The following is a 12,799-nucleotide window of genomic DNA, read 5'->3' as shown; positions in this document are numbered from 1 at the left end:
CGAACTCACCAGAGGCCACCACCTCCGACAACGACCACTCCACAAACGGCGACAACGCCGCCTCACACTCCGCCATCCGCGCCGCGAACACCGACGAGGAATCCAGAAGCTCCACCGCCATCCCCGCCCACTGCGACCCCTGACCCGGGAACACGAACACGGGCGAAGGGCTGTCCGCGGCCTCGCCGACGGACAGGTGACCGGCGGGTTCACCGGCCACGAGCGCGGCCAGTCCGCTGCGGAGGTCGTTCGTGGTGGTCCCGACGACCGCGGCACGGTGCGGCAGCGCTGCACGGCCGGTGAGGAGCGAGTGGGCGAGGTCGGCCGGGTCGTGGTCCCGGGCGGCGTCGAGAAGACGACGGGCCTGTTCCCGCAGAGCGTCAGGGCTCTGCGCCGACAGAGGCCACAACAGGTGCTGTCCGGCGGGGGGTTCGCCGGCCGGCGCCTCGGCCGGCGGTGCTTCGAGGATGACGTGCGCGTTGGTCCCACTCACCCCGAACGAGGACACGCCCGCCCGGCGGTCCCCCTCCCACGGCACGTCCTGCGTCAGCAGCCTCACCGCGCCGGACGTCCAGTCCACCCGGGAGGTGGGCGCCTCGGCGTGCAGTGTCCGCGGCAGCACGCCCTGCCGCATCGCCAGCACCATCTTCATCACGCCGGCCACGCCCGCGGCGGCCTGCGTATGCCCGATGTTCGACTTCAACGAGCCCAGCCACACGGGTCGTTCGCGCCCTTGTCCGTACGTCGCCAGCAACGCACGCACTTCGATCGGATCGCCCAGGCGCGTCCCCGTCCCGTGCCCCTCCACCACGTCGATGTCCGGGGCCGCGAGCCCGGCCGCCGCCAGCGCCTGACGGATCACCCGTTCCTGCGCGGCGCCGTTGGGCGCGGTCAGCCCGCTGCTCGCACCGTCCTGGTTCATCGCGGATCCCCTGACCACGGCGAGCACCTCGTGGCCGTTACGGCGGGCGTCGGAGAGCCGTTCGAGGAGGAGGATGCCCACGCCCTCGGCGAATCCCGTGCCGTCGGCATCGTCGGCGAACGCCCTGCACCGCCCGTCCGGGGACAGCCCGCGCATCCGGCTGAACTCCACCAGGCTCAGCGGCGAGGCCATGACGGACGCCCCACCGGCCAGGGCGAGTGAGCACTCTTCCCGGCGCAACGCCTGAGCCGCCAGGTGCAGGGCCACCAGGGACGAGGAGCACGCCGTGTCCACCGTGACCGCCGGACCCTCCAGGCCCAGCGTGTAGGCGACGCGGCCGGACGCGATGCTGCCGGCGCTCCCATTGCCCAGATATCCCTCCACCTCGCGGGGGATGCCACGGACCAGCCCGGCGTACTCATGGTGCATCAGGCCGAAGAACACGCCGGTGCGGCTGCCCTTCAGCGCGTGCGGGTCCAGCCCGGCCCGCTCGACCGTCTCCCACGAGGTTTCGAGGAGCAGGCGCTGCTGCGGGTCCATCGCCAGCGCCTCGCGCGGCGGGATGCCGAAGAAGTCGGCGTCGAAGAGGTCCGCGTCCTTCAGGAAGCCGCCGCCCCGCGCGTAACAGGTTCCGGGTTTCTCGGGATCGGGGTCGCGGAGCGCCTCCAGGTCCCACCCCCGGTCCGCGGGGAACGGCGAGATCATGTCGCGGCCTTCGGTGAGCACGCTCCACAGGTCTTCCGGTGTGGCTATACCGCCGGGCAACCGGCAGGCCATGCCGATGATGGCGATCGGCTCGTGCTCCCGGGCCTCGGCGGCGCGCAGCCTCTCCTTGGTGCCGCGCAGATCCGAGGTCAGGCGCTTGAGGTAGCCGAGTACCTTCTCATCCGTCGATTCCGGCGTACCCACCATCAGCTCACGGCCCTTCACTGGGTCTCGCAGGTCGGCGACCGTACCGGCCTGGTCGCCCGGCGTCGCGTCGTACGCCGTCTGTTCGGGGAAGCGGACTTCCGGTCGGGTGGATCGCCGTCCGTCATGCCGGTGCGGCACGTCTCAGCGCACCTGCTCAGGCGGGCACATGCCATACGTCGAGGCGACGGCTCACCTGTTGACACAAGACTTCACGGCGTCACACGCTTGCCCGACATGTGACACCCTCGAAAGAGCGGCGCCGCGCACCCCGCCGGCTGAGGTGCCGTGGACAAACCGTCATCCCATGCGGGTATCCCACTCCTCGCGCCGCGTCACGCCTCTGCCCTGCGCGATGACTCTGGCACACGGGCGCATCACATGTGTATCGCGCCGGTGACGCCGTACACCGCCTTCCCGCCCAGAGCGTGACGAGCGTGACGGCTGGGGTACCTTCCGGACCGTTCCGTGGTTAGGCTTGGAGCAACGCCCTTGTGCCGTTAGCGTGTTGGGAACGATCGCAAGTCACCTCGCGTTCGGTGCACGCGGAGCCGGGACAACAGAGCGACCCGGTGGAACGGTCCACTCCCCCTTCATGAACGCACGCTGACGGGAATACACGATGGCTGAACAGCTCGCTGTCTCCGACACCCTGCACGCCTACGTGCGCGGGGTCTCGCTGCGAGAGGATCCGATCCTCGCCGGTCTGCGTGCGTTCACCGCGCAACTGCCCGCGGGCACGGCGATGCAGGTGTCCGCGGAGGAGGGGCAGCTGCTCGCCCTCCTGGTCCGTCTGACAGGTGCGGCCAACGTCCTCGAAATAGGCACCTTCACCGGCTACAGCACGCTCTGCATGGCTCGCGCCCTGCCCGGCCACGGCCGTCTGACGACGTGTGACATCACGGACCGGTGGCCCGGCATAGCAGCCGGGTACTGGCGGGAAGCGGGCGTCGAGGACCGCATCGAGTCGCGCATCGGCGACGCGAGGGAAACCCTCGACGCACTGCTCGCGGAACACGGTGCGGGCCATTTCGACCTGGTCTTCATCGATGCGGACAAGGCCGGTTACCTGCACTACTACGAGAAGTCGCTGGAGCTGTTGCGCCCCGGCGGCCTCGTGGTGGTGGACAACACACTCTTCTTCGGGCGGGTGGTGGACCCTGAGGCACAGGACGCCGACACCGTCGCGATCCGCGAGTTCAACACGTTCCTGCGGGACGACGAGCGGGTCGACGTGTCCCTGCTGCCGATGGCAGACGGCATCACCCTCGCCCGCAAGCGGTCTGCCTGAAGGCACTTCCCGGCGGCCCGAACCGGGGCGGCCGTGGCGCCGCCGTCGACGAAGCCGGGCGGCCGGGGCTCTCCGCTCGCGCCCCGGCCCCCTTTTCCGCGACCTCTCCGCATACCCGGCCACCGAGTATGCGTCACTCCCAGGAGGCGGGTAATACGATGAAGACCGAGCCGATCGCGGTTCTCGGTGCCGGCGTGATGGGCGTGGGTATCACCACGCTGCTGGCGGGCCACGGCCTGCCGGTGCGGCTGGTGGACAACGACCCGGTGAAACTGGCGCAGGCACCCGGCCGGATCCGGCGGGAACTGCGCATGGCCCAGCTGATGGGCGTCCTGCCGCCGGGGCGCGAGGAAGGCGAGGTGAGCCTTCACGGCGATCTCTCCGCGGTCCCGGGCGCACGGGTGGTGATCGAGGCGATCACCGAGAACGCCGACCTGAAGACCGCGGTGCTGGCCGATGTCTCCGCGCTCGTACCGCCCGCCACCGCGCTGGTCTCCAACACCTCCTCGATCCCGATCGACGAGCTGGCCGACGCGGTGCGGCACCCCGCCGACCTGATCGGCACCCACTTCATGAACCCGCCGGCCCTCATCGGCACCACCGAGGTCATCCGTGGCGTGCGCACGGGTGAGGCGACCCTGGAGGCGGTACGCGGCCTGCTCCGCGAGGTCGGCCGCAGGCCCGTGGTGGTCCGGGACGCGCCCGGTTTCGTCACCAGCCGTCTGCTGCACCCGATGATCAACGACGCGGCCCGGGTGGTCCAGGAGGGCACGGCGTCCGCCGAGGACGTCGACGCGCTGATGCAGGGCTGCCTGGGTCACCCCACCGGACCGCTGCGCACGGCGGACCTCATCGGCATCGACAACCTTGTCGACTCCCTCTGGGTGCTGCTCAAGCGCACCGGCGATGAGGGCTGTCGCCCCTGCGACCTCCTGTTGCAGAAGGTCGCCGACGGCCACCACGGCCGGAAGACCGGCCAGGGTTTCTACGAGTACGAGGAGAGCACACGATGACCGTTCCCACCGACCAGCCCACGGAGGTCCAGGCGGCCATCCTGACCTTCGTCGAGGCCAGGACGAGGACGAGCTGGGATCCCGGAGCCGACATCTTCGCGACCGGCGGGCTCTCCTCGCTCTTCGCCATGGAGCTGGTGGTCCACCTGGAGAAGACCTTCGGCATCTCCATCGGCGGCGCCGACATGCGTCTGGAGAACTTCCGCACGGTCGACTCGATGGTCGGGCTCGTGACGCGGCTGGGCGGCCATGCCAGTGCCTGACCAGCTCGCCGCCGAGGTCACCGAACTGGTGGGTGACCAGGCAGGCCACTGGGATCGCACCGGGCTGATCCCGCACGAGCTGCTGCGGAAGATGTCCGCGCGCGGCCTGCTCAGCGCCCAGGTTCCCGGGGAGTACGGCGGTCTCGGCCTCAGCAGCGTCCAGAACGGCGAGTTCACCGCGCACGTCGGGAGCCTGTGCAGCTCCCTGCGGAGCGTGATGACCTCGCAGGGCATGGCCGCCTGGGCCGTCCAGCGGCTCGGTGGCGCCGGGCAGCGCACCGGCCTCCTGGGCGATCTGGTCGAAGGCCGGCTGGCGGCTGTCGGCTTCAGTGAGGCGGAGGCCGGAAGCGACATCTCCGCCATGAGCACCACCATCCGGCCCGACGGGGACGACGTGGTGGTGAACGGCACCAAGGTGTGGATCACCGCCGCCCACTACGCCGACGAGCTGGTGATCTTCGGGCGGTACGCGGAGGGCGGCGCGGCCGTCGTGGTTCCCGCGGACACCCCCGGTGTCACCATCGAGCGGGTGCCCGATCCGCTGGGCTGCCGGGCCGCCGGACACTCCACCATTCGGCTGGACGGGGTCCGCGTACCGGCCACCCGGCTGCTGGGCGGCGCGGGGATGCCGCTCTCGATGCTGGTCACCCTCGTCCTGGCGTACGGCCGGATGTCCGTCGCCTGGGGGTGCGTCGGCATCCTCCGCGGCTGCCTGGCCGCGGCCGGCGCCCACGCCCGGACCCGCCGCCAGTTCGGCAAGCCGCTCGGTGAGCACCAGTTGGTCGCCCGGCACCTCGCGGAGCTGCTGGTTTCCGAGCAGGTCGCCACCCGGGCGTGTGAGCACGCGAGCGCCCGCTGGGACGAGAACGCCCCGGACGTGGTCACCGCCACCGTCCTGGCCAAGCATGTGAGTGCCACGCAGGCCGCGCAGGGTGCCGCCGCGGCGGTCCAGGTCATGGCGTCGGCCGGTGCGGACAACAGCGCCCTGGTCGCCCGCGCCTACCGGGACGCCAAGCTGATGGAGATCATCGAGGGCAGCAGCGAGCTGTGCCAGGTGATGCTGGCCGAGCACGTGTTGTCGGACTCGTAGAGGAGATGGCGAATGGCTGAGCGGCCGACGACGGTGAAGTGCCTCGTCTGGGATCTCGACAACACACTGTGGCAGGGCACCCTGCTGGACGGCGACGACGTCCGGATCACGGACGGCGTCAGGCGTGTGGTCACCGAGCTGGACCGCCGCGGCGTTCTCCAGGCGGTGTGCAGCAAGAACGACCACGACCTCGCGTGGGAGCGGCTGGAACGGCTGGGCGTGGCCGATTACTTCGTCCTTCCGCACATCGGCTGGGGACCGAAGTCCGCATCGGTCCGGTCCATCGCCGAGCGGCTCAACTTCGCCCACGGCGCCATGGCGTTCATCGACGACACGCCGGCCGAGCGCGCGGAGGTGTCGTACCACCTGCCGGAGGTGCGCTGCTACGACGCCGAGCAGCTGTCAGCCCTGCTGGACCTGCCCGAGTTCAGCCCGGTCTCCGTCACCGTGGACTCGCGACGGCGTCGTGAGATGTACCAGGCCGGTTTCCGCAGGGACGCCGAGCGCGAGGCGTACAAGGGGCCGGACGAGGACTTCCTGCGCTCGCTCGACCTGTGGATGTCGATCGACAGGGCGACCGAGGACGAACTGACCCGCGTCGAGGAACTGACCCTGCGCACCAGCCAGATGAACGCGACGGGTGTGCACTACGACGACGCTTCGCTGCGCCGGCTGATGGCCGACCCCGAGCACGAGGTACTGGTCGTCACCATGGGCGACCGGTTCGGACCGCACGGCGCGGTGGGTCTGGTGCTGCTGCACCGAACGGCCGTGACCTGGCACCTGAAGCTGCTGGCGACCTCGTGCCGGGTGGTGTCCTTCGGCGCGGGCGCGGCCATCCTCAACTGGCTCATCGACCAGGCCGCCGCGTCCGGCGCGCACCTGATCGCCGACTTCCGGGCGACCCCGCGCAACCGCATGATGGAGATCGCGTACCGGTTCGCCGGCTTCGAGGACCAGCCCTGCGCGTGCCACGACGCACTGACCGAGGCCGGGGACACAGCCCTCGGTGTCCAGCGCCTGCACCTGGTTCCCGGCCGGCGGCCCGCCCCGGCCACGATGCGGCTCGACGCCGTCGAACTCACGAAGGCCGTAAGGGCCGTGTCGCTCTGAGCCGCCGGTGGGTGGTCACGGCGGTCCCTGGACCGGACGCGCACGGACTGCTCCCTGGCCGTCAGCCTCTCGGCCGCGAACACCGAGGACGGCCTGCCTTGAGCGGGTGCGGTGCTCCAGGAGCACCGCACCCGGCAGCGGGTCCGCCGGACCGTCGTCGCGGTTGCCGCCCGTCAGTGCGGCGGGGCGAGGGGAACTCCGGTAGGGGATCCCGGTAGGGCGCGGTGAAGACATACGACCGCTGATGCCGCTCAGGCGCGGCGGCCCGCCGTCGGACCGGCCGGTGAGTGCGAGGGGCGGCGCCGTGTCGCGGTCCACGGTTCGCCGCCTCGGAATCGCCGCGACGACGGTGCAGCCGCGAAAGAGCCCGTCGATCAGGGCATCAGCGTGCGCGGCGCCCGCTCCTCGACGGGCACAAGCGTGCCACGGCCCGCCCGGCCGGGACCGTCGCCGTGGGGCGACGGTCCCGGCCGGGCGGGCACGGCGGCTCAGTACAGCCCCTCGACCGCGGTACTGGCCGTCTCCAACGGGCGCACGTTGGCCACACCGTCCGTGGGGAAGCGGTCGCCCGTGTCGTAGCGCACCGCCTCGTCGCGCTCCAGCACGTTGGGCAGGAAGAGGTCCTCGTGGAGCACGGTCAGCCGGACCCTGCCCACGGTGCCGTACGGCACCGTGGTCATCGGGTCGGTCTTGTCCACCACCGCCATCGTCACCTGCGGGTAGTTCGGCAGGTACGGCATCAGCTCACCGTCCTGCTCGACCGGCAGGCCCGCCGCGTTGCCGAAGGTGTTGCCGTAGCTGAGACCGCAGATGCCTCCGTCCAGGGCCTTCACGATCTGCCGGTGGACGGACGGGACCAGGTGGGTGCCGCTCAGCCGGACGCCCCGCAGCGCGGCGACCTGCTCGGGGGCCCGGCGGGCGAGCGCCACCATCAGCGCCGGCGTGGTGTTGACGTAGTCCACCTGGCGGGTGTCGAGCACGTTCAGGATCTGGTCGAGCACGTGCTCGGTGTACTCCCGCGCGACCGCCATCTGCCCGGTCCGCAGCAGCCGCTTCACCCAGCGGGGATCCATGTCGATCGCGTACACGACCGACTGGTACAGGTCCCCGGCCTCCCAGACGCCGTTGCCGATCAGGTGCGGTCCTGTGGGCGTCGCCTGGAGCCAGGTGCGGTGCGGCTCGAAACCCTCGGTCTGGAAGGACCAGCGGCGCCACACACCACGCTGGACGATCATCTCCGGGGTGTAGTACACGCGGCACGGCGCACCGGTGGTGCCGCCGGAGTCCCACACCCGGCCGGTGAGCGGGCGCGGGACGGCCAGGGGCACGAAGTCCCGCGGGTCACGCGTGCGGAGCACGTCCAGGTCGAACGGGCCGAACGCGGAGAGATCCGCGTAGCGTTCGATGTCACGCGGGTCGAACGGCAGTTCCTCGGCCCGCTCCAGCCAGTACGGGCTGCCGGTCTGCGGGTCGAAGTGGCGCCGGACCACCCGCCGGGTCCACTGGTCCAGATCGGTGGTCAGCCAGCCGTCCACGAGCTTGTCGCAGTCGGCCGGGGACAGGCCCGGGTTCAGCACTGCGGGAGCCCCTTCTCGGGGTATTCGATGCCCAGCTCGAACACGCTGGAGACGACCTTCTCGATGTGCTCCGGCTGCTCCACGTGGAGCACGGGGAAGGGTATGCGCAGCAATCCGGCGGGGATCGCCGGGCCGACCACCACACCGAGCTGCACGCCGATCTCATGCATGCCCTCGTACACGTACGGGAGGCTGATCGGTGTGGTCGGGTTGCGCTTGAACAGGTCCTGGACGTCCTCGCCGGAGGCCAACTGCTTGCGGTCGAGGCAGGACATCACCGGCAGCTTGGGCGCACGGAAGCCGACGGCGTCGATGTACGGCTCGATGAACTGCCGGAACGGGGCGCGCAACGGGGTGTGCTGGGCGATGCCCCGGCCCGGCAACAGGGTGACCAGGCCCTCGGGCAGCGAGCCGGCCAGCGTGGCCATGGCGTCGTGGAGACCGCCCAGCATGTAGATGCGGAGCGCGCCGTCGGCGGTGTCGCCCATGTCACCGGCGACGTGGACGCCCTCGGTGCCGCCGACGAACGTCTCGACCCCCTGCCCGGCGGGGACGGCCGCGATGGCGAGGGCGTGCGCCGGCTCGGACGGGTCCGGGTCGGGGCAGAGCCGGGCACTGGAGAGCAGTCCGAACAGTTCCTGCCGGGTGAGGGCGCCGGCCATGCAACTGCTGGTCATGGCGCCCAGGCTCAGGCCGCCGAGGACGGAGGGGTGTACGCCCTGCTCCGCGAGGATGTCGTGCACGGCGAGGGCGAGCGCCGTCTCGCGGATCGAGCCGACGCTCTGCCGCTGCTCCTGCGGCTCCGGCAGGTCCTCCTCCAGGATCTGGCCGACGGTCAAGCCGGTCCATTCGGCGATCTGCTCGTACAGCCGCTGCATCACCGGGTATGCGCGGTGCAGTTCGATGCCGTGCGGCTCGGTGCCCACGCCTCCGCCCAGCAAGTAGCCCAGCGCCATGTGGAACCTCCATACATCAGGTGCCGGACCGTGTCCGGCTTTCGGAAGGGGGAGAAACAGCACCTCGGCGGCGCGTGGCGCCGAGGTGCGCGTCGCGGTGCGACACGGGGGCCCGCCCGGGTGGTCGGACGGGCGGGCCGTACCCGTCAGAGGGTGGCGAGCCAGTCCTTGATGGCCCGCGTGGTCGTCTCCAGGTGATCCTCCATGACCGTGAAGTGGTCGCCGGGCACATCGAGCACCTTGGTGGCGGGCCACACGGCTCGCCATTCCTCGCTCGACGGGTCGTCCGTCATGCCCTCCAGCGGCACGGTGGCCCGCAGCAGCAGCGTGGGCGTCTCCACCGCCCGCGGCTCCCAGAACTCGTACATGCCGCAGTACCAGCCCATGGCGGTGAGCCGGGTGCCGTCCAGGCTGACGAACCGTTCCTCACGGTCGAACATGCCCTTGAGCAGTTGGTCCTGGACCTTGTTGATGTGCGGACTGGTCATCGGGTAGCCGTCGATGACGACCACACCGGCCGGGGCGATCCCCAGCCGGCTCAGCCGCTCGCCCGTCTGGTGCGCGAGCACGCCGCCGGAGGAGGAGCCCAGCAGGACGAACGGGTCGTCGCCGACCAGTTCGGTGATCATGTCACAGTACACATCGACGAGTGCCTCCGCGTCCGCGGCCAGCGGCTCGTCGTTCTGGAAGCCGGGGACGTCCAGGGCCGAGATGTCGTACTGGTTCTCGAAGAACGAGGCGAACCGGACGAACTGGTGGGCTCCGCCCAGGGCGACGAAGGCGGAGAGGCAGATGATCCGGGGCCGCTCGGCTCCGGTGGCCAGCCGCAGCGGGCCGGGAACGCCCTCGCGGCCCGACGTGGCCGTGAACATGGTCCGCAACTGGGCGGCCTGGTGGAGCAGCTTCACGCCCGTCTTCAGCCGGCCGCGCTGGGCGGCGTACCGGAAGAGTTCGCCGGCGGCGTCCAGCGGGCCGGCGCGGCGGGCGGAGACGGCCGGTGCGGCCGGTTCGGCCGACGCCGCGGCGAGCAGCTCGGTGCGCAGGAACCGCGCCAGCTCGACGGGAGTGGTGCAGTCGAAGGCGACGGTGGGGCGCAGCCGCAGTCCGGTGACCGCGGTCAGCCGGTTGCGCAGCTCGACGGCGGTGAGCGAGTCCAGGCCGAGGGCGAGGAAGGCGGTGCTCTCCTCGATGTCGTCGGCCGAGGCGTGGCCGAGCACGGTCGCGAGGTGGCCGCGCACGATCTCACCGAGCAGGGCGTCGCCACCCTCCTCGTCCAGGCCGGCGAGTGTGCGCCGCAGTCCGTCGGCGCTCTGGCGCTCGGGTCCGGGGCCGGACCGCCGGGCCGGGGCGCGCACGAGGTCCCGCAGCAGGGCCGGTGCGTGTTCGGGGTCGGTGTCGAGCGTGCCGGCCGCGAGGGTCGCCGGGACCAGCGCGGGAGCGCCCGTGCCGCGCGCCAGGTCGAGGACCGCCAGGCCCCTTTCGGTGTCGAACGGGACCACTCCCCCGCGCGAGATCCGCGCCACGTCGGCCTCGTCCAGGTGCTGGGTGAGACCGCTGCTGTGCTCCCACAAGCCCCAGGCGAGGGACTGGGCGGGCAGTCCCTGGGCGCGCCGGTGGTGGGCCAGGGCGTCGAGGAAGGCGTTGGCCGCCGCGTAGTTGCCCTGGCCAGGGGCGCCCAGGACGCCGGCGACCGAGGAGAACAGGACGAATTCCCGCAGGTCCTGGTGGCGAGTCAGCTCATGGAGGTTGAGTGCCGCGTCGACCTTGGCGCGCAGTACAGCGTCGACCTGCTCGGCGGTCAGCGACGCGAGGACGCCGTCGGAGAGCACCGCCGCGGTGTGCACGACCGCGGTCAGCGGCGCCCGCTCCGGTACGGCCGCCAGCAGCTCGGCCAGGGCGTCCCGGTCGGCCACGTCGCACGCGGCGCCGAGGATCTCGGCGTTCAGGCCCGTTCCCAGTCGCCGCAGCTCCTCGGCGCCCGGGCCCCGCCGGCTGGCGAGGACGATCCGCCGGACGCCGTGTTCGGTGGCGAGGTGGCGCACCACGAGGCCGGCCAGGCCGTCGGCACTGCCGGTGACGAGCACGGTGCCGTCCGGGTCGAGTCCTCGTTCCGTGCTCTCGTGGGTGGACCGGTTCAGCCGCGGCACGCGCAGTTCGCCCCGGCGCAGCGCCAACTGGGGCTCGTCGCAGGAGAGCGCGGCGGCGAGCAGGTCTTCGCTCTCCTCGTCGGTGTCGACGAGCACGAAGCTGCCGGGATTCTCCGACTGGGCGGACCTGACCAGTCCCCACACCGGCGCGCCGGCGAGGTCGGTCACGTCCTCGTCCTCCGCGGCGGCCACCGCGCCCCGCGTGACGACGACGAGCCGGGCGCCGTCGGCGTGGTCGTCGGCCAGCCAGTCCTGCAACCGGCCGAGCACCCGGCGGGTGGTCTCGTGGGCCGCCTCCGCGGTCGGCGGGCCCGGCTCCACGTGGACCACCGTGTCGGCGCGCTCCACCGCCCTCGGTAGCGGGCGGGTCACCCAGGACACGTGGTACAGCGAGTCGTGCCGGGTGAGGCCGGTGAGGCGGCGCAGCGCGAGCGATTCCACCTCGACGACGAGCCGGCCGTCGCGGTCGGTCGCGCGGACGGACACCTCGTTCTCGCCCCGCTTGGTCGTCTCGACCCGCAGGTCGTCGCCCACCTCGCCGTACACGCGGACTCCGGAGAAGGAGAAGGGCAGGACCGGCCCGCCCTCGTCGCCGCCGCGGGTCAGACCGACGGTTTGCAGCGCCGCGTCGAACAGTGCCGGGTGGACGCCGAACCGCCGGGCGTCAGGGCGTTGCGGCTCGGGCAGAGTCGCCTGCGCGTAGACACGGTCGCCCTGGTGCCAGGCGGCGGTCAGGCCTCGGAAGGCGGGGCCGTACTCGATGCCGCCCTCGGTGAACCTGCCGTAGAGGTCTTCGACGTCCACCGGTTCGGCGTCGGCGGGCGGCCATGGGGTGTTCTCCTCGACGTCGGCGGGCGCCTCGGTCGGGGCGGGGGCGAGCCATCCGGTGGCGTGCCGGGTCCAGGGGCCGTCGTCGGACGCGGAGTGCACGACGAACCGGCGCCGGTCCACCGCGTCCGGGCCCTCCAACGTCAGCTGGACGGTGAGCGGTCCGACGGGGTCGAGCACGAGCGGCGTCTCGACCGTCAGCTCCTCCAGCAGCCCGCAGCCCAGGTCCCGGCCGGCGTGCAGCGCCGTCTCCAGGAGCGCCGCGCCCGGCAGCACCACCGTGCCGCCGACGGCGTGGTCGGCCAGCCACGGGTGGGTGCGCAGGGACAGGCGCCCGGTGAGCAGCAGCGTTCCGCTGTCGGCGACCGGCCGCGGGCGTCCGATCAGCGGGTGGCCGCCGGTCGCGGCGTCGATGTGCTCGATGGCCGGGTCCAGCCAGTACCGCTTGTGCTGGAAGGCGTAGGTGGGCAGGGCGACGCGCCGGGCGCCGGGGAAGACCGGGCTCCAGTCGACACGGATGCCGCGCACGTGGAGTTCGCCGAGGGAGAGCAGGAACCTGTCCAGGCCGCCCGCGTCCCGGTGGAGCGTGCCGACCACGGTCCCGCCGGCCGCCTCCTCGACCGCTGACGTCAGCACGGGGTGGGGGCTGACTTCGACGAACGTGTCGTAACCCGCCTCGACCAACTGCCG

9 protein-coding genes are annotated in these 12,799 nt (G+C 71.8%); 5 read left to right on the top strand and 4 right to left on the bottom strand.

Features of this window, described 5'->3' with window-relative positions:
• A partial coding sequence (locus IE294_RS45070) for a type I polyketide synthase (RefSeq protein ID WP_189895139.1) occupies positions 1 to 1,834 on the bottom strand: 1,834 nt, incomplete at its 3' end.
• A gap of 619 nt (positions 1,835 to 2,453) precedes the next feature.
• On the opposite strand from IE294_RS45070, the gene IE294_RS45065 reads away from it, so the two are divergent.
• The 5 genes from IE294_RS45065 to IE294_RS45045 all read left to right on the top strand — a co-directional run bounded on the left by IE294_RS45065 (position 2,454) and on the right by IE294_RS45045 (position 6,601).
• On the top strand, positions 2,454 to 3,122 hold the full coding sequence (locus IE294_RS45065; RefSeq protein WP_189895138.1) for an O-methyltransferase: 669 nt from the start codon (positions 2,454 to 2,456) through the stop codon (positions 3,120 to 3,122).
• Between the two features lie 158 nt (positions 3,123 to 3,280).
• Positions 3,281 to 4,135, top strand: a complete 855-nt coding sequence (locus IE294_RS45060) for a 3-hydroxyacyl-CoA dehydrogenase family protein (RefSeq protein ID WP_189895137.1) — start codon at positions 3,281 to 3,283, stop codon at positions 4,133 to 4,135.
• Positions 4,132 to 4,398: an acyl carrier protein gene (locus IE294_RS45055; RefSeq protein WP_189895136.1), complete on the top strand. Its 267-nt coding sequence runs from the start codon at positions 4,132 to 4,134 to the stop codon at positions 4,396 to 4,398. The genes IE294_RS45060 and IE294_RS45055 overlap by 4 nt, the downstream gene beginning before the upstream one ends.
• Complete coding sequence (locus tag IE294_RS45050; RefSeq protein WP_189895135.1) at positions 4,385 to 5,488, top strand: acyl-CoA dehydrogenase family protein; 1,104 nt, start codon at positions 4,385 to 4,387, stop codon at positions 5,486 to 5,488. Before IE294_RS45055 ends, IE294_RS45050 begins: the two co-directional genes overlap by 14 nt.
• 12 nt (positions 5,489 to 5,500) lie before the next feature.
• Positions 5,501 to 6,601, top strand: a complete 1,101-nt coding sequence (locus IE294_RS45045; protein ID WP_189895134.1) for an HAD-IIIC family phosphatase — start codon at positions 5,501 to 5,503, stop codon at positions 6,599 to 6,601.
• Positions 6,602 to 7,089: 488 nt separating this feature from the next.
• Here the strand turns inward: IE294_RS45045 and IE294_RS45040 are convergent, their stop codons facing one another.
• From IE294_RS45040 to IE294_RS45030, 3 genes are all read right to left on the bottom strand, one after another.
• On the bottom strand, positions 7,090 to 8,178 hold the full coding sequence (locus tag IE294_RS45040) for an arylcarboxylate reductase (RefSeq protein ID WP_189895133.1): 1,089 nt from the start codon (positions 8,176 to 8,178) through the stop codon (positions 7,090 to 7,092).
• The gene (locus IE294_RS45035; RefSeq protein WP_189895132.1) at positions 8,172 to 9,134 is read right to left on the bottom strand and encodes an ACP S-malonyltransferase; all 963 of its coding nucleotides are present in this window, start codon (positions 9,132 to 9,134) and stop codon (positions 8,172 to 8,174) included. Before IE294_RS45035 ends, IE294_RS45040 begins: the two co-directional genes overlap by 7 nt.
• Positions 9,135 to 9,280: 146 nt before the next feature.
• Positions 9,281 to 12,799: SDR family NAD(P)-dependent oxidoreductase (locus tag IE294_RS45030; RefSeq protein WP_189895131.1), on the bottom strand; the 3,519-nt coding region annotated here is incomplete at its 5' end.

The sequence above is a fragment of the Streptomyces canarius genome, from assembly GCF_014650735.1.
Lineage (GTDB): Bacteria > Actinomycetota > Actinomycetes > Streptomycetales > Streptomycetaceae > Streptomyces > Streptomyces olivaceoviridis.
The sequence above is the reverse complement of the archived record's forward strand: the minus strand, read 5'-3'. Positions and strand labels throughout refer to the sequence as shown.